Below are 17,181 nucleotides of genomic sequence, written 5' to 3'. Positions count from 1 at the left end.
ACTGTCGGGAACCAACTTCTCAATCACCACATCAGCATGCCCACACTTGATCAACTACGGCCAGCAGACGCGCCGATCATTTTGAAACGAGTTGTAAGATCGGGACTTCGAACCCGGACCGGATTTCCGCGTCTTGACGAGGCTCTGCGCGCCCAGAAGAGTAACCGGACATGGTTCTGGAATTGGCTGCCGAGCCCGCGGAACTCGGTTTCGACGCGAGCCGGCTGGAGCGGATCGACCGGCATTTCGCCCGTTTCGTCGACGATGGCCGGTTGCCGGGGTGGCAGATCGTCGTCACGCGCCGCGGCAACGTCGTGCACCACTCGCGGTACGGGCACAGCGACGTCGAAGCCGGGAAACCGGTGGAGGCGGACACGTTGTGGCGCATCTTCTCGATGACCAAACCCGTCACGTCCGTCGCCGCGATGATGCTGTACGAGGAAGGCGCCTTCGAGCTCACCGACCCGATCTCCCGCTGGCTGCCCGAGTTCGCGCAGCCCCGCGTGTACGTGAAGGGGTCGGCGATCAACCCGCTCACCGAGCCCGCGACCGAGCCGATCCGCGTCTGGCACCTGCTGACGCACACCTCGGGCCTCACCTACGGTTTCCACCACGCGCACCCCGTCGACGCGATGTACCGGGAGGCCGGTTTCGAGTGGGGCGCACCGTCCGGGCTGGACCTGTCCGCCGTCACCGAGAAGTTCGCGGAGCTGCCGCTGGTGTTCCAGCCGGGCAGCGAGTGGAACTACTCCGTCTCCACCGATGTGCTCGGCAGGTTCGTGGAGGTCGTGTCCGGGCAGTCGCTCGCCGAGTTCTTCACCGAACGCATCTTCCGGCCGCTCGGGATGGCCGACACGTCCTTCGGCACGGACGACCTCGACCGGCTCGCGGCGCTGTACACGCCGGAGCCCGGCACGCGCAAGGCCGTGCGCAACGACGCGTTCGGCCAGTCCGGCGTCGGCAAGCCGGACTACTTCTCGGGCGGCGGCGGGCTGGTGTCCACGGCCGCCGACTACCACCGGTTCACGCAGTTCCTGTTGCGGGGCGGGGAACTCGACGGCGTGCGGCTGCTCAGCCCGCGCACCGTGGCGCACATGACGAGCAACCACCTGCCCGGCGGCGTCGACCTGGAAGCCTTCGGGCGCCCGCTGTTCGCGGAGATGCCGTTCAACGGTTTCGGCTTCGGGCTGGGCTTCTCGGTGCTGCTGGACCCGGTCAAGGCGAAAGCGCTTTCCAGCCCCGGCGAGTACGCGTGGGGCGGGGCGGCGAGCACCGCGTTCTGGGTGGACCCGGCGGCGGAGCTGACCGCGTTGTTCTTCACGCAGCTCCTGCCGTCGAGCACCCACCCCATCCGCCAGTACCTCCGGCAGCTGGTCTACCAGGCGCTGGTGGACTAGCTCGCCAGCTTGGCGATCAGGTCGCCGTACGCGGCGAGTGTCTGTTCGCGCTGGTCGTGCATCAGGTACACCGCGAACTGGTCCACCCCCAGCTCCGCCAGTTCCTGCAGGCGCTCCACGTGGGCGCCCGCGGGGCCGGTGAGGCAGAAGCGGTCCACGATCTCGTCCGGCACGAAATCCGTCGACGGGTTGCCCGCGCGGCCGTGGTGGGCGTAGTCGTAGCCCTCCCGCTCGCGGATGTAGTCCGTCAGCTCGCGCGGCACCGGGCCGGAATCGCCGTAGCGGGCCACGAGGTCGGCGACGTGGTTGCCCACCATGCCGCCGAACCACCGCAGCTGCTCCCGCTGGTGCGCCACGTCGTCGCCGACGTACGCGGGTGCCGCGACGCAGATCGTGATGCCCGCCGGGTCCCGGCCCGCCGCCCGCGCGGCCTCCTGTACGCTCCCGATCGTCCACCGGGCGATGGCCGGGTCCGCGCACTGCAGGATGAACCCGTCCGCGTGCTCACCCGCCATCTTCAGCGCTTTCGGACCGTACCCGGCCATCCACATCTCCAACCGTCCATTCCGGACCCAGGGGATGCGGACCTCCTTGCCGTTCAGCACCGCCGAGCGGCCCTCGGCGAGTTCCTTGATCACGTGCATCGACTCGCGGAGGGTGCCGAGCGTGGACGGCGGTTTGCCGATGACCCGGTGCGCCGAATCGCCCCGGCCGATGCCGCAGACCGTGCGGTTGCCGAACGTGTCGTTGAGCGTCGCGAACAGCGAGGCCGTCACCGACCAGTCCCGCGTGCCCGGGCTGGTGACCATCGGCCCGACCGTCATCGCCGACGTGGCCGCCAGTACCTGCGAGTAGATGACGAACGGTTCCTGCCACAGCACGCACGAGTCGAACGTCCACCCGTAGCCGAACCCGCGGTCCTCCGCGTCCTTCATCAGCCGCACCACGTCCCGCGCCGGCGGATCGGTCTGCAGCACCAAGCCGAAGTCCATGGCAACCCCTCAGTTCAGGTACTGGCACTTCTCGCGCGAGAGGAACCGGCCGTGGCCCGTCCCGCCGCTGAAGCCCGACGGCGACACCACGACCTTTCCCCGCGACAGCACGGTTTCCACCTTGCCGGTGATCTCGAACCCTTCGTACGCCGAGTAGTCCACGTTCATGTGGTGCGTCTCGGCCGACAACGTCTGGCGTGCCGCCGGGTCGTAGATCACGATGTCCGCGTCCGAACCCGGGGCGATGACCCCCTTGCGCGGGTAGAGTCCGAACATCCGCGCCGGGGTCGTCGAGCACGCCTCGACCCAGCGTCCCAGCGAGATCTCGCCCGCGACGACGCCCTGGTGCAGCAGGTCCATCCGGTGCTCCACGCCGGGCATCCCGTTCGGGATCTTCGAGAAGTCGCCCCGGCCCAGTTCCTTCTGGTCCTTGAAGCAGAACGGGCAGTGGTCGGTGGACACCACGGACAGGTCGTTCGTCCGCAGCCCGCGCCACAGGTCCGCCTGGTGCCGCTTCTCCCGCAACGGGGGAGAGGCGACGTACTTCGCGCCCTCGAAACCGGGTTTCGCGAGGTCGTCGATCGACAGGTACAGGTACTGCGGGCACGTCTCGGCGAACACGTGCTGCCCCGAGTCCCGTGCCTCCGCGACCGCGGAAAGCGCTTCCGCGGCCGACAGGTGCACGATGTACAGCGGTGCGCCGGTCACCTGTGCCAGCGTGATCGCCCGAGACGTCGCCTCACCCTCCAAAGCGGACGGACGGGTCAGCCCGTGCTGCACCGGTTCGCCCTTGCCGGACGCGAGCGCCTGCGCGACCAGCTCGTCGATCGCGATGCCGTTCTCCGCGTGCATCATGATGGTCGAGCCGGTCTCCCGCGCCTTCTGCATCGCCCGCAGGATCTCGCCGTCGGTGGAGTAGAACACGCCGGGGTAGGCCATGAACATCTTGAAGCTGGTCACCCCGGAGTCGATGCAGGTCTCCATCTCCTTGAGCGTGGCGTCGTTGACGTCGGAGACGATCATGTGGAACCCGTAGTCCACGGCGCAGTTGCCGTCGGCCTTCTCGTGCCACTTGTCCAGAGTGGACACGAGCGAGGTGCCCTTGGCCTGCACCGCGAAGTCGATGATCGTCGTCGTCCCGCCCCACGCCGCGGCGGTGGTGCCGGTCTCGAACGTGTCGGCCGAGAAGGTGCCGCCGAAGGGCATCTCCATGTGCGTGTGGGCATCGATCCCGCCCGGCAGCACGTACTTCCCGGTCGCGTCGAGCACCGTGTCCGCGGTGTCGAACACGCCCGGCGCGGTCACGGCCGCGACCTGTTCGTCCTGGACCAGCACGTCCGCGAGGACCCCGCCCGTGGGGGACAGCACCGTCCCGCCCTTGATGAGGGTGCGCATCACGGCTCCACGATCGGGCCGTAGGAGTCCGGGCGGCGGTCCCGGTAGAACTGCCACAGGTCCCGCACTTCCGCGAGCTTGTCCATGTCCAGGTCCCGCACCACGACCTCGTCCTTCTCGTCGGATGCCGCCTCGCCGACGAGCTCGCCACGCGGGTCGACGAAGTACGTCTGCCCGTAGAAGTCGTTGTCGCCCAGCGGTTCCACGCCGACGCGGTTGATCGCCCCGACGTAGTACTCGTTCGCCACGGCGGCCGCCGGCTGCTCCAGCCGCCACAGGTACTGCGACAGCCCCCGGCTCGTCGCCGACGGGTTGAACACGATCTGCGCGCCCGCCAGTCCCAGCGCCCGCCAGCCCTCGGGGAAGTGCCGGTCGTAGCAGATGTACACGCCGATCCGCCCGACCGCCGTGTCGAAGACCGGGTACCCCGTGTTGCCGGGCCGGAAGTAGAACTTCTCCCAAAAGCCCTTCACCTGCGGTATGTGGTTCTTGCGGTACTTGCCGAGGTAGCGGCCGTCGGCGTCGATCACCGCGGCGGTGTTGTAGTACACGCCCGCCTGCTCCTGCTCGTACATCGGCGCGACGATGACGATCCCGTGCCGTTCGGCGACCTCCTGCAGCAGCTTCGTGGTCGGCCCGTCGGGGATGCCCTCGGTGTAGGAGTAGTAGTCGGCGTCCTGCACCTGGCAGAAGTACGGGCCGTAGAACAACTCCTGCAGGCACACGACCTGCGCGCCCTGCGACGCGGCGCTGCCGATGGCCTCGACCGCGCCCGCGATCATCGAGTCCTTGTCACCCGTCCACCGCTGCTGCACCAACGCGGCCCTGACCAGGTTGCTCACGGATTTCCTCCTTCTTCTCGGACGCGCGCCCCGGCAGGGTCAGCGCGAGGTAGACCACGAAGGCGCCGGCGAGCCCGGCGACCCAGCTGTAGTCGTAGACCGGTTTGAGGAACGGGATGAGGCCGTCGGCGGGGAACGGCCCGCTCGACCCGGGCGCGGTGTAGGCGCCGCCGACCGCGAGCACCCCGCCGACCGCGGTCGCGAGGAGCGCCTGCCAGCTCCAGCCGCCGCGGAACCAGTACCGCCCGCGTTCGGTGTAGAGCCCGGCGAGGTCGAGCGTGCGCCGCCGCTGCACCCAGTACCCGGCGACGAGCACCCCGGCGACGGCGCCGAGGATCCCGCCGTAGAACCCGAGCCAGGCGAAGATGTAGATGCTCGGGTCGGAGTACAGCTTCCACGGCATGATCACGACCCCGATCACGCCGGTGATCAGCCCGCCGATGGCGAACGTGATGCGCTTGGGGAAGGCGTTGGAGAAGTCGTACGACGGGCTGACCACGTTGGCCGCGAGGTTCGCCGAGATCGTCGCCAGCACCAGCGCGATCAACGCGACCACCACGAGCACCGGGCTGGAGAACCGGTCGGCCAGCTGCGCGGGGTCCCAGATCGCCTCGCCGTAGAGCAGCTGCCCGCCCGACGTGGTCAGGATCGCCACGACCGCGATGAACGTCATCGTGGTGGGCAGGCCCAGCAGCTGCCCGCGCACCTGCTTGGCCTGGCTGCCGCCGAACCGCGTGAAGTCCGGCATGTTCAGCGACAAGGTGGACCAGAACGCGATCATCGCCATCAGCGACGGGGCGAACACCTTCCAGAAACCGCTTCCCCAGCCCAGTTTCGCGGGTTCGGCGAGGATCGGGCCCGGTCCGCCCGCCTTGATCAGCACGTACGCCAGCAGGATCAGGAAGCCGACGGACACCAGCGGCGCGGTCCAGTTTTCGAAGCGCCGCACGGCTTCCATACCGCGCCAGATGATGAGCATCTGCACGATCCAGAACACCCCGAACGACAGCCACAGCGTCCACGGCTGCCCGCCCAGCTCGGCCGCGTGCCGCCAGCCGCCGCCGACGAGCTTCCCGACGAGGATGTAGATCGCCTCACCGCCCACCCACGTCTGGATGCCGAACCAGCCACACGCGATGAACGCCCGCAGCAGCGCGGCGAAGTTCGCGCCGCGCATCCCGTAGAACGCCCGCGCGAACACGGGGAACGGGATGCCGTACTTCGTGCCGGCGTGGCTGTTGAGCAGCATCGGGACCAGCACGATCAGGTTGCCCAGCGTGATCGTGATCAGCGCCTGCAGCCAGTCCATCCCGAGCGCGATCAGGGACGAGGCGAGCGCGTAGGAGGGGATGTTGTGCGCCATCCCCATCCACAGCGCGAAGTAGTTGTAGGTGTTCCAGGTGCGCTTGCCGACCGGAACGGGGGCCAGCTCGTCGTTGAAGAACCTGCTGCCGGCGAGCGGCGTGGTGTCGCGGAGATCCACCCGGCCGTCGGGGTGCGTGATCTGCGAGGGTGCCATTGCGGAATGGTGCGCGCCCCGCCCGCGCCCGCGGCATTGGCAGAGTGTTCACCGTTGCCCGCGCACACACGCATTCTGTCGATTGCGCCACGCGGGCGGCGGTGCTGTGTAGCAGGTTGGTGATCTCGGCGAAACATCCCAGGTCTGCTGTGGCGGCGAAGCCGCGTTTTCACCGCCCGAGCAGCTCGCACCGCCGCGGGTTTGAATGGGGTTGGCCGCGCGGAGCGCGTCCGTTGAGGGTGGTGGTGGGAGACGGGTGGGCGGTTCCTCGCGAGGACAGCGCCTCCAGCGTTGATCAAACACTGCGACCTGGCACGCCTCTATGAGGAGGCGATCCCGGAGCCGGAGATACCGCGGCGCGCGGCGCCTCCGCCAGGGGTGGTGGTCGGGCTGGCGGGCGGGCCTCAGGTTCCGCCACCTGCACCGGCCCGCAAGTCAGCCAAACAGGATTCACGAGAAATTGAAAACGTCTGCTGTCTGGGCGTTGGCGTTGCAGCGGTTGGGGAACTCGCGCGAATAGGCGACCGGGCGGCCGTGCCAGTGGCCCGTCGCGGCGACGGTGACCGGCGCGTAGATCGTCGTGCAGAGGATCTGTTCCTTCGGCAGCTTGCCGAAGTCACCGTCCACGGAGTCGAGCGTGCGGCACGCGCGGTCGTGGTGCGGGTGGGTGCCGCCGGTCGGGCCGCATTCGAGCGTGACCGACGAACCCCGGCCGGCTTCGTCCCGCACCGAAAGGGTGAGGGCGGACTGCGCGGGGGCGGGGTGCGCGAGCGCGAGCACCGAGACCAGAGCGGGTACGACAGTAGGAAGAGGCATAACGGGGGGTATCGGCCGTTCGCCCTTTACTCTTGCCTACACGACCGAGTGAACTATTGACGGAGGTCGTGGGCGAGCAGCGCGACGTAGAGGGACAGCATCGACTCGGGGTCCTCCAGCGGCACCCCCAGCACCTGCTCGATGCGGGCGAGCTGCTGGTAGTACGCCGTGCGCGAGGTGTGCGCCGCCGCCGCGGCGGCCGACTTGTTCCCGCCCTGCTCGCAGTAGTGCCGCAGCGCCTGCACGAGCCGCGTGCCCGACGCGGCGTCCCGCGACAGCAGCGGGCCCAGCTCCCGCGCCGCGAACGCCTGCACCCGTTCGTCGTCGGCGAGCAGGTGCAGCAGGCCCCGCAGCCGGACGTCCTCCAGCCGGTGCACGGACCGATCCACGTCGCTGTGCAGGGCGGCCGCGGCGACCTGGGCCGCCTCGACCAGGCTGCGCCGCGCGTGCGCGGGGGAGTGCACCGTCGTACCGGCCCCGACCACCCGAGGGGTGCGGACCTCGCCGGCCAGCCGGTCCAGCACGGCGTCGGCGTTCGCCTTGGGGGACAACGAAAGCAGCACCCGCACGCTCAGCTCGTCGACGACCGCGACGAGCGCCGACACCCGGGCCCGCCGCGCCGCGAGCGACATCGCCTCCGCCAGCTCCCGCAGGACCACCGCCGCGGACTGGCTCGGCTGCCTCGTCGCCGTCAGCCGCGGCCGCAGCGCCACGCCCACCAGCTGCCGCCCCGGCAGCGGAACGCCCAGCGCGGACGCACGCGCCAGCAGTTCGGCGGACGGCACGGGGGCCGCGAGCAGCTCGGTCAGCACGGCGCGGTGCGCCTGGCGCTCCAGGCTGTCGGAGTCCTTCGCGACGAGCCGGTGCACGGCCAGCGCCGACGCGGCCCGCTCGGCGACCACGACGTGCCGGTGCGGCGGCGGCTCGTCGGACACGATGACCAGCCGCCCCCAGTCGTGCCCGCGCGCGCCGACGATCGTCACCAGCCAGCCCGCTTCGGGCGCGTACCCGGTGCGCTCGCCCACGTGCACCGCACGCGAGCGCGGCAGCCAGCCCGACAGCAGCTCGCCCGGATCGGCACCGGCCGCGTCGTAGGCGAGCACATCGTGCGACAGCGTCTCCAGCACCGCCGGCCGCTCGGTCAGCCGGGCCACCTCGCGCAGCACGTCGGCGGGCTCGGCCCCGGCGACGGTCAGCTCGGTGAACACCTGGTGCACCTGTTCGGCCGCGCGCAGTTCCGCCACCTGGGCGTCGACGATGAGCCCGTGCACCGTCTCCGTCACTGCGACGTACTGCGTTTCGCGGGACAGGGTGATCAGCGGTAACCCGGTGCGGTCGGCGGCGGCGATGAGCGACGGTGGCAGTCCGCCGCTCCAGTGCCGCACCAGCTCCACCACCAGGCCCACGACGCCGGCTTCGGCGAGCCCGTCCACGTACTTCGCCAGGGCCGCCGGGTCGTCGGGCAGCGCGATACCCGTCGTCAGCACGAGTTCGCCGCCCTTGAGCAGGTGCCCGATGTCGGCCACCTCCGCGACGTGCACCCAGCGGACCCGCTTGTCCAGCCCCTCCGCCCCGGCGACCACGCGCGGGCGGCCGTGGCGGACCACGGGCAGCGCGAGCACGTCGGCGACCGTCGGGTACATAGGACACAGACTGTACGGGCGGAAGGCGTTCTCCGTACATGTTGCTCGTGTCCAGCGAAGCCCCGGCTGACGAGACTCGTGGACATGAGCGAAGCAGAGCTGTTGGCCCGGCACCGCGCCGTCCTGCCCCAGTGGCTGGCCCTGTACTACGACGAGCCGATCGAGATCGTGCGCGCGCAGGGCAGGCGCGTCACCGACGCCGAGGGCAACACCTACCTCGACTTCTTCGCCGGCATCCTGACCAACGCCATCGGCTACGACATCGCCGAGATCTCCGACGCCATCCGCGCGCAGCTCGACACCGGCGTGCTGCACACCTCGACGCTGTACCTCATCCGCAGGCAGGTGGAGCTCGCGGAGCGGATCGCGGAGCTGTCCGGCATCCCGGAGGCCAAGGTGTTCTTCACCAACTCCGGCACCGAGGCCAACGAGACCGCGCTCATGCTCGCGACGCAGTACCGGCGCAGCAACCAGGTACTGGCACTGCGGAACTCCTACCACGGCAGGGCGTTCGGCACGATCGGCATCACCGGCAACCGCGGCTGGGCGGCCAGTTCGCTGTCCCCGGTCAAGGTCAGCTACGTGCACGGCGGGTACCGCTACCGCGACCCGTTCGGCTCGCTGCCCGACGCCGACTACATCAAGGCGTGCACCGACGACCTGCGTGACGTGCTGCAGACGACGACCGCCGGGGACGTGGCCGCGCTCATCGCCGAGCCGATCCAGGGCGTGGGCGGGTTCAACGTGCCGCCGGACGGGTTGTTCGCCGCGTTCAAGGAGGTGCTGGACTCCTACGGGATCCTGCTGATCTCCGACGAGGTCCAGACCGGCTGGGGCCGCACGGGCGAGCACTTCTGGGGCATCCAGGCGCACGGCGTGACACCGGACGCGATGACGTTCGCCAAGGGGCTGGGCAACGGCCTCGCGATCGGCGGGGTCGTCGCCCGCGGCGACCTGATGGACTGCCTGACCGCGAACTCGATCTCGACGTTCGGCGGCAACCCCGTCGCCACCGCCGGCGCGAAGGCCACTTTGGACTACCTGCTCGACCGCGATCTGCAGGGCAACGCGGAAAAGCTCGGGCACCACCTGATCGCGGGGCTGCGGGACCTCGGCGAGCGCTACGACATCATCGGCGACGTGCGGGGCAAGGGGCTCATGATCGGCGTGGAACTCGTGGAGTCCGGGGGCAAGGACCCGAGCCCGCCGAACGCCGCCGCGCTGCTGGAGGAGACCAAGGCACGCGGGCTGCTCGTCGGCAAGGGTGGCCTGCACGGCAACGTCCTCCGCCTCGCCCCGCCGATGACGCTCACCGGCGAAGAGGCTGACGAGGCGCTGGAGATCCTGGAGGCGTCGGTCGCGGAGGTGGCGCGATGACCGGCCGCATCAGCCACTGGATCGACGGCAAACCGTGGGGCGGCGTCGCGGAGCGGACGGGCGAGGTGTTCGACCCGGCGACCGGCGAGGTCCGCGCGCACGTCGACTTCGCGGGCACCGCGCAGGTCGAGGAGGCGGTCGCCGCCGCGGCCCGCGCCTTCCCCGCCTGGCGCGACACCTCGCTCGCGGCACGCAGCCGCGTGTTGTTCGCCTTCCGCGAGCTGCTGGCCGCGCGCAAGGACGAGCTGGCGAAGATCATCACGAGTGAGCACGGCAAGGTCGAGTCCGACGCGGCGGGCGAGATCGCCCGCGCCATCGAGAACGTCGAGTACGCGTGCGGGGCACCGCAGCTGCTCAAGGGCGGGTACAGCGAAAACGCTTCCCGGGGCGTGGACGTGTACTCGATCGCGCAGCCGCTGGGCGTGGTCGGCGTGATCTCGCCGTTCAACTTCCCGGCGATGGTGCCGCTGTGGTTCGTGCCGAACGCGCTGGCGTGCGGCAACACCGTGGTCCTCAAGCCGAGCGAGAAGGACCCGTCGGCGTCGGTGTTCATCGCCGAGCTGTTCGCCGAGGCGGGGTTGCCCGCCGGGGTGCTCAACGTGCTGCACGGCGACAAGGTCGCGGTCGACGGGCTCCTCGAACACCCCGCGGTGAAGGCGATCTCGTTCGTCGGCTCGACGCCCATCGCCCGCTACGTCTACGAGACCGGCACCGCGCACGGCAAGCGCGTGCAGGCGCTGGGCGGGGCGAAGAACCACATGGTCGTGCTGCCCGACGCCGACCTCGACCTGGCCGCCGACGCCGCCGTCTCGGCGGGCTTCGGCTCGGCGGGGGAGCGGTGCATGGCGGTGTCGGTGGTCGTCGCGGTCGAGCCGGTCGCCGACGAGCTGGTGGCGAAGGTCACGGAGCGGATGACGCGGCTCAAGGTGGGCGACGGGCGGGACCCGGCGTCGGAGATGGGGCCGCTGGTCACCGCGGCGCACCGGGACCGCGTGCGGTCCTATGTGGAGGCCGGGCTCGCCGAGGGCGCGTCGCTGGTCGTGGACGGGCGTGACGTGGCCGTCGACGGCGGCGGCTTCTGGCTGGGCCCGACGTTGTTCGACCACGTCACGCCCGAGATGTCGGTCTACCGCGACGAGATCTTCGGCCCGGTGCTGTCGGTCGTGCGGGCACGGACGTACGACGAGGCACTGGAGCTGGTCAACGCGAACGCCTACGGCAACGGCACGGCGATCTTCACCAACGACGGCCGGGCCGCGCGCCGGTTCCAGAACGAGGTGGAGGTCGGCATGGTGGGGCTCAACGTGCCCATCCCGGTCCCCGTCGGCTACTACTCCTTCGGCGGCTGGAAGGACTCCCTGTTCGGCGACAGCCACGCCTACGGCCCGGAGGGCTTCCACTTCTTCACCCGGCGCAAGGTCGTCACGAGCCGCTGGCCCGACCCCAGCCAGGGCGGCGTGAACCTCGGCTTCCCCCGGAACTCGTGAGCTGGTCCACCGGTTCTACGCGGAAGCGTGGAACCGGTGGGACGACTCCGCCGTACCGGCGCTGCTCGCCGCGGACTTCGCCTTCCGCGCCGAGCTGGTCCAGCTGGTCCCCGCCAGCCGTGGGACCGGAACCCGGCCAAGCGGGGGTGAACCCCCGCTTCCCGGAATTCGTGAGCCCCTCGCTGGCACTCAGGGCAGGGGAGTGACAACTTCGCCTAAACTCGATGTACAGGGGTGCACCGAACGCGGAGGTGAAGGGTGGCCAGCTCGGAAGAGCGTCGCTTCGAAGTGCTGCGCGCCATCGTCGCCGACTACGTCGCCCACCACGAGCCGGTCGGGTCCAAGGCGATCGTCGACCGGCACAACCTGGGCGTGTCGAGCGCGACCGTGCGCAACGACATGGCGGCCCTCGAGGAGGAGGGCTACATCACGCAGCCGCACACGAGCGCGGGGCGGATCCCGACCGACAAGGGGTACCGCCTGTTCGTCAACCGGCTCGCCGACATCAAGCCGCTGAGCAGCGCCGAGCGGCGGGCGATCATCAGCTTCCTCGACGGGGCGCTGGACCTCGACGACGTGCTGCGCCGGTCGGTCCGGCTGCTCGCCCAGCTGACCAGGCAGGTCGCGGTCATCCAGTACCCGACGATGTCCAACGCGACGCTGCGCCACCTGGAGGTGGTGCCGCTGACCCCGGCCCGGCTGATGCTCGTCGTCATCACCGACTCGGGCCGCGTCGACCAGCGCACCATCGACCTCGGGGACGTGCTGCCCGAGGAGGACGTGGCGCGCATCCGGGACGTGCTGAACTCCAAGCTGTCCGGCCGCAGGCTCACCGACGCCGCCGCGCGCGTGGCGGAGCTGCCCGAGCAGGCGCCGCACGAGCTGCACGACGCGCTCGTGCGGATCTGTACGGTACTGGTCGAACACCTCGTGGAGCACCCGGAGGAGCGGCTCGTCCTCGGCGGCACGGCGAACCTGACCCGCAACGTGGCGGACTTCCCCGGCTCGCTGCGGCAGGTGCTGGAGGCCCTCGAGGAGCAGGTCGTGGTGCTGAAGCTGCTGGCCGCGGCCCGCAACCCCGGTGCGATCACGGTGCGCATCGGCGAGGAGAATGAGGACGAGCAGATGCGCAGCACCTCCGTGGTGTCCATCGGCTACGGGAAGGACGACGTGCTCCTGGGCGGCATGGGCATCGTCGGGCCGACCCGGATGGACTACCCCGGCACGATCGCCGCGGTGCGCGCGGTCGCCAACTACGTGGGCCAGATCCTGGCCGGCAACTGACCGGCGAGCTTCGAGGGCTTTGGCAGGAGGACATGAGAACGGTGGCGAGGGACTACTACGGCATCCTGGGCGTGCCGAAGAACGCGAGTGATCAGGAGATCAAACGCGCGTACCGGAAGCTGGCCAGGGAGCTGCACCCCGACGTCAACCCCGCCGAGGACGCGCAGCAGAAGTTCAGCGAGGTGACCACGGCGTACGAGGTCCTCTCCGACCCGCAGAAGCGCAAGATCGTCGACCTCGGCGGCGACCCGCTGGACAACGGCGCCGGCGCCCGCGGCGGCGGTGGTGACCCGTTCGCCGGGTTCGGCGGCCTCGGCGACATCATGGACGCGTTCTTCGGCGCCGCGACCGGTGCCGGCCGCGGCCGCGGTCCCCGCAGCCGCGTGCAGCCGGGTTCGGACGCGCTGATCCGGATCAGCCTCACGCTGGAGGAGTGCGCGACCGGCGTCAACAAGGAGATCCCGGTCGACACCGCGATCCTGTGCGACGTCTGCCACGGCAACGGCACCGCCCCCGGCGGCACCGTCAAGACCTGCGACACCTGCAACGGCCAGGGCGAGATCCAGTCGGTGCAGCGGTCGTTCCTCGGCCAGGTGGTCACGGCGCGGCCGTGCCCGGTGTGCCGCGGCTACGGCGAGGTCATCACGGACCCGTGCCGCCAGTGCGGTGGCGACGGCCGCGTGCGGGCCCGCCGCACGGTGACGGCGAAGATCCCGGCCGGTGTCGGCGACGGCATGCGCATCCGGCTGTCCGGCCAGGGCGAGGTCGGCCCCGGCGGTGGCCCGGCGGGTGACCTGTACGTGGAGATCGACGAGGAGCCGCACGACGTGTTCCTCCGCGAGGGCCACGACCTGCACTGCAACCTCCGCGTGCCGATGACGACGGCCGCGCTGGGCGCCACCGTGCCGCTGGAGACGCTGATCGACGGCGAGTACGAGCTGGACATCGACCCGGGCACGCAGCCGGGCGCGGAGCTGCTGCTGCCCGGCAAGGGCATGCCGCGGCTGCGCTCGTCCGGGCGCGTGGACGGCCGCGGTGACCTGCACGTCCACATCGATGTCGTGGTGCCGACCAAGCTCGACGAGGCGCAGCGCGAGCTGCTGCGTGAGCTGGCCCAGCAGCGTGGTGAGGACGTGTCGACGCTGGCCTCGGGCGGCCGGTCGGGCGGGCTGTTCTCGAAGCTGCGCGCCAAGAGCCACCGGTAATGCCGGGCACGACCGCGCCGGTGTTCCTCGTCGGGGAACTGCCGGCGGGTTCGCGTGCCGTGCTCGACGGCGACGAGGCGCGGCACGCCGTCACCGTCCGGCGCATGCGGGCCGGGGAGCGGCTCGTGCTGTCCGACGGCAAGGGTGCGGCGGCCGACTGCGTGGTCGACGCCGTCCGGGCGGGGCGCGACCCGGCGCTGGACCTCGTGGTGGAGCGCCGCTGGAGCGAGCCCGAGCCGCGGTTGCGGGTCGTCGTCGTGCAGGCACTCGCGAAGGGGGACCGCGGCGAGCTGGCGGTCGAGCTGGCCACGGAGGCCGGTGCCGACGCGATCCTGCCGTGGCGCGCCGAACGCAGCGTTGCGCGCTGGGAAGAGGGCCCGCGCGGCGCGAAGGCGTTGGCCCGCTGGCAAAACACCGCACGCGCCGCCGCGAAGCAGGCCCGGCGGCTGTGGGTGCCCGAGGTACCGGAACCGGTCGACACGGCGTCGTTGGCGGCCGCGGTCGAGGACGCCGCGCTCGCACTGGTCCTCGAAGGCACCGCCGAACAGCGGCTCACCACGGTCGACCTTCCCACCGAGGGGGATCTGCTGCTGGTGGTGGGCCCCGAAGGCGGCATCACGGATGCCGAGCTGGACACCCTGTGCGCGGCCGGTGCGATCCCCGTCCGGCTCGGCCCGACGGTCCTGCGCACGTCCACCGCCGCGGCCGTCGCACTGGGCGCGCTGGGTGCCCGCACCACCAGGTGGGAGTGAACCCCGGGGCAAAACCGGAAAAATCAAGATGCAATATGGCGTTACGGCGCGCCCAGCCACTACGCTGAGCCCAGCACCTGGGGCCGGAGGTAGTCCCGGGTACCCAGACCCCGCCGGACACCTCCCCCCTCGGTCCGGCGGAGCCGCGGCGGCGGTGGGGCGACCCCCAGGTCTCGCCGCCACCGCGGCGTCTCGCGCTCGGCCTTCGGCCTTCGCGCTCGGCGGGGCATCCGAATTTCTTCTTGGGGGTCGGACCCCCAAACCCCCGCCAGGGGGCTCGCCCCCTGGACCCCCATCCGGCGGTGCCGGTTTCGTTGCCGGGTGCCGTTCCGCTGCGGTGCTGGTGTCGTTGTCCTGGTGGTTTGGTTAGGCTTCCGGGCCATGAGTGATGCGGAGACCTTGTTCGAGCGGATCATCGCGGGGGAGATTCCCGCTGACGTGGTGTACTCCGACGACACCACGTTCGCGTTCCGGGACATCCGGCCGCAGGCGCGGGTGCACGTGCTGGTGGTGCCGCGCAAGAGGTACCGCAACGTGGCCGAGCTCGCCGCGGCCGACCCGCAGCTGCTCGCGGATGTGGTGAAGACCGCGGAGAAGGTCGCGGAGCTCGAGGGAATCAAGGACACCGGCTACCGCGTTGTGTTCAACACGGACAGTGACGCGGGGCAGACCGTCTTCCACGTGCACGCGCACGTGCTGGGCGGTGAGCAGCTCGGACTGTTCGGCAGGCACGAGTAACCACCTGCGACAGCGGGGGCAGTGCCGCTAGCATCGAAGACACCAGACAACGTCGACCAGCGCACGCGCAGAAAGCAGGCCCGAGGGCACGTGGCCGGTACCGCACCGGGTGGAGCCGCCCGATCCGACGTCCCCCAGGACGTCCCCCAGACCAGCACGGACGTCACCGAGATCGCCACGAACAGTGCGCAGTCCCGGTTCCCGATCCCCGACACAGCGGCGCTGACGCTGCTCGGCTCCCGCGACGAGAACCTCCGCGTCGCCGAGGAGCTGCTCGACGCCGACGTGCACGTCCGCGGCAACGAGGTCACCCTCACCGGTGCGCCCGCCGACGTCGCGTTCGCCGAGCGCGTGTTCGCCGAGCTGGTCACCCTCGCCGAGCGCGGCCAGCAGGTCGGGCCCGACACCGTGCGCCGCACCGTCGGCATGCTCTCCGCGGGCGGCAAGGAGTCCCCGGCCGACGTGCTGAGCATGGACATCCTGTCCCGCCGCGGCCGCACCATCCGGCCCAAGACGCTGAACCAGAAGCGCTACGTCGACGCGATCGACAAGCACACCATCGTCTTCGGCGTCGGCCCCGCCGGCACCGGCAAGACGTACCTGGCGATGGCGAAGGCCGTCCAGGCGCTGCAGGCCAAGCAGGTCACCCGCATCATCCTCACCCGGCCCGCCGTCGAAGCCGGTGAGCGGCTCGGGTTCCTGCCCGGCACGCTGTCGGAGAAGATCGACCCGTACCTGCGGCCGCTCTACGACGCGCTGCACGACATGGTCGACCCGGACTCGATCCCGCGCCTCATCCAGGCCGGCACCATCGAGATCGCGCCGCTGGCGTACATGCGTGGCCGCACCCTCAACGACGCCTTCATCATCCTCGACGAGGCCCAGAACACCACGCCCGAGCAGATGAAGATGTTCCTGACCCGGCTCGGCTTCAACTCCAAGATCGTGGTCACCGGGGACGTCACGCAGGTCGACCTGCCCACCGGGCAGCGCAGCGGCCTGCGGGTCGTGCGCGAGATCCTCGAAGGGGTCGACGACCTGCACTTCGCCACGCTCACCAGCCAGGACGTCGTGCGGCACCGGCTGGTCGGCGACATCGTCGACGCCTACGAGAAATGGCAGGCGGGCCAAGAGGCCGCCGCCGGCACCAACGGCTGGAAAGGCCGCCACTAAAAACCGATGAGCATCGAAATCGCCAACGAGTCCGGGATGGCGGTCGACGAGACCTCGATCGTCTCCGCCGCCCGGTTCGCACTCGACCGCATGGAGGTCAGCCCGCTCGCCGAACTGTCGGTGGTGCTGGTGACCCTCGACGTCATGGCCGACCTGCACGTCCGCTGGATGGACCTGCCCGGCCCCACCGACGTCATGGCCTTCCCGATGGACGAGCTGGACGCCGCCCGCCGCCCCGACTCCGGTGACACGTCACCGGCGTTGCTGGGCGACATCGTGCTGTGCCCGGCCTTCGCCAAGGACCAGGCCCGCACCGCGGGCCACTCCCTGATGGACGAGCTGCACCTGCTCACCGTCCACGGCGTGCTCCACCTCCTCGGCTACGACCACGCCGAGCCGGCCGAGGAGCGCGAGATGTTCGGCCTGCAGAAGCGCATCCTCACCGACTTCAAGGCCGCCATGGCGGCGGTGAAGCGGCGGGACGCGCAGCGGTCCAACGACGACCGGCTGCTCGGCGCGGCGGGGCTGAACGCGGTGGACGACACCGCGGAGAACAGCTGA

15 protein-coding genes are annotated in these 17,181 nt (G+C 70.5%); 9 read left to right on the top strand and 6 right to left on the bottom strand.

The features are described 5' to 3' along the window. The first annotated feature begins 170 nt into the window (after positions 1 to 170). A complete protein-coding gene (locus BMZ92_RS23980; protein ID WP_091511643.1) occupies positions 171 to 1,397 on the top strand; it encodes a serine hydrolase domain-containing protein in 1,227 nt (408 codons plus the stop codon). On the opposite strand, the gene BMZ92_RS23975 is transcribed toward BMZ92_RS23980, so the two are convergent. From BMZ92_RS23975 to BMZ92_RS23950, 6 genes are all read right to left on the bottom strand, one after another. Further along, a complete protein-coding gene (locus BMZ92_RS23975) occupies positions 1,394 to 2,389 on the bottom strand; it encodes a TIGR03842 family LLM class F420-dependent oxidoreductase (RefSeq protein ID WP_091511640.1) in 996 nt (331 codons plus the stop codon). The genes BMZ92_RS23980 and BMZ92_RS23975 overlap by 4 nt on opposite strands. A 9-nt stretch (positions 2,390 to 2,398) precedes the next feature. Beyond that, positions 2,399 to 3,784 (bottom strand): dihydropyrimidinase, encoded by a 1,386-nt coding sequence (gene hydA, locus BMZ92_RS23970; protein ID WP_091511638.1) that lies wholly within the window; start codon positions 3,782 to 3,784, stop codon positions 2,399 to 2,401. Next, positions 3,784 to 4,626 carry a nitrilase-related carbon-nitrogen hydrolase gene (locus BMZ92_RS23965; RefSeq protein ID WP_091511635.1) on the bottom strand — a complete coding sequence of 281 codons (843 nt, stop codon included), beginning with the start codon at positions 4,624 to 4,626 and terminating at the stop codon, positions 3,784 to 3,786. Before BMZ92_RS23965 ends, hydA begins: the two co-directional genes overlap by 1 nt. Further along, complete coding sequence (locus tag BMZ92_RS23960) at positions 4,577 to 6,145, bottom strand: NCS1 family nucleobase:cation symporter-1 (RefSeq protein WP_091511633.1); 1,569 nt, start codon at positions 6,143 to 6,145, stop codon at positions 4,577 to 4,579. The genes BMZ92_RS23965 and BMZ92_RS23960 overlap by 50 nt, the downstream gene beginning before the upstream one ends. Positions 6,146 to 6,595: 450 nt before the next feature. Continuing rightward, positions 6,596 to 6,961, bottom strand: a complete 366-nt coding sequence (locus tag BMZ92_RS23955; RefSeq protein WP_091511630.1) for an SSI family serine proteinase inhibitor — start codon at positions 6,959 to 6,961, stop codon at positions 6,596 to 6,598. Positions 6,962 to 7,014: 53 nt separating this feature from the next. Continuing rightward, positions 7,015 to 8,604: a PucR family transcriptional regulator gene (locus BMZ92_RS23950; protein WP_091511627.1), complete on the bottom strand. Its 1,590-nt coding sequence runs from the start codon at positions 8,602 to 8,604 to the stop codon at positions 7,015 to 7,017. An 84-nt stretch (positions 8,605 to 8,688) separates the two neighbouring features. Here BMZ92_RS23950 and BMZ92_RS23945 point away from each other — a divergent pair, with 84 nt between their 5' ends. From BMZ92_RS23945 to ybeY, 8 genes are all read left to right on the top strand, one after another. Then, positions 8,689 to 9,981 carry an aspartate aminotransferase family protein gene (locus BMZ92_RS23945; RefSeq protein ID WP_091511625.1) on the top strand — a complete coding sequence of 431 codons (1,293 nt, stop codon included), beginning with the start codon at positions 8,689 to 8,691 and terminating at the stop codon, positions 9,979 to 9,981. Further along, a complete protein-coding gene (locus tag BMZ92_RS23940) occupies positions 9,978 to 11,468 on the top strand; it encodes a CoA-acylating methylmalonate-semialdehyde dehydrogenase (RefSeq protein WP_091511622.1) in 1,491 nt (496 codons plus the stop codon). The genes BMZ92_RS23945 and BMZ92_RS23940 overlap by 4 nt, the downstream gene beginning before the upstream one ends. A gap of 258 nt (positions 11,469 to 11,726) precedes the next feature. Continuing rightward, positions 11,727 to 12,752 (top strand): heat-inducible transcriptional repressor HrcA, encoded by a 1,026-nt coding sequence (hrcA, locus tag BMZ92_RS23935; protein ID WP_091511620.1) that lies wholly within the window; start codon positions 11,727 to 11,729, stop codon positions 12,750 to 12,752. A gap of 41 nt (positions 12,753 to 12,793) precedes the next feature. Beyond that, positions 12,794 to 13,957: a molecular chaperone DnaJ gene (gene dnaJ / locus BMZ92_RS23930; RefSeq protein WP_091511618.1), complete on the top strand. Its 1,164-nt coding sequence runs from the start codon at positions 12,794 to 12,796 to the stop codon at positions 13,955 to 13,957. Beyond that, a complete protein-coding gene (locus BMZ92_RS23925) occupies positions 13,957 to 14,709 on the top strand; it encodes a 16S rRNA (uracil(1498)-N(3))-methyltransferase (RefSeq protein ID WP_091511616.1) in 753 nt (250 codons plus the stop codon). The genes dnaJ and BMZ92_RS23925 overlap by 1 nt, the downstream gene beginning before the upstream one ends. A 381-nt stretch (positions 14,710 to 15,090) precedes the next feature. Then, positions 15,091 to 15,447, top strand: coding sequence for a histidine triad nucleotide-binding protein (locus BMZ92_RS23920; protein ID WP_091511613.1), 357 nt, complete (start codon positions 15,091 to 15,093; stop codon positions 15,445 to 15,447). A gap of 90 nt (positions 15,448 to 15,537) precedes the next feature. Continuing rightward, positions 15,538 to 16,620 (top strand): PhoH family protein, encoded by a 1,083-nt coding sequence (locus tag BMZ92_RS23915; RefSeq protein ID WP_091511612.1) that lies wholly within the window; start codon positions 15,538 to 15,540, stop codon positions 16,618 to 16,620. A gap of 6 nt (positions 16,621 to 16,626) precedes the next feature. Then, the gene (ybeY, locus tag BMZ92_RS23910) at positions 16,627 to 17,181 is read left to right on the top strand and encodes an rRNA maturation RNase YbeY (protein ID WP_091511609.1); all 555 of its coding nucleotides are present in this window, start codon (positions 16,627 to 16,629) and stop codon (positions 17,179 to 17,181) included.

Origin of the sequence: Amycolatopsis sacchari (assembly GCF_900114035.1) — a bacterium.
Lineage (GTDB): Bacteria > Actinomycetota > Actinomycetes > Mycobacteriales > Pseudonocardiaceae > Amycolatopsis_E > Amycolatopsis_E sacchari.
Note: the sequence above shows the minus strand (reverse complement) of the source record. Positions and strands in the feature narration are given on the sequence as shown.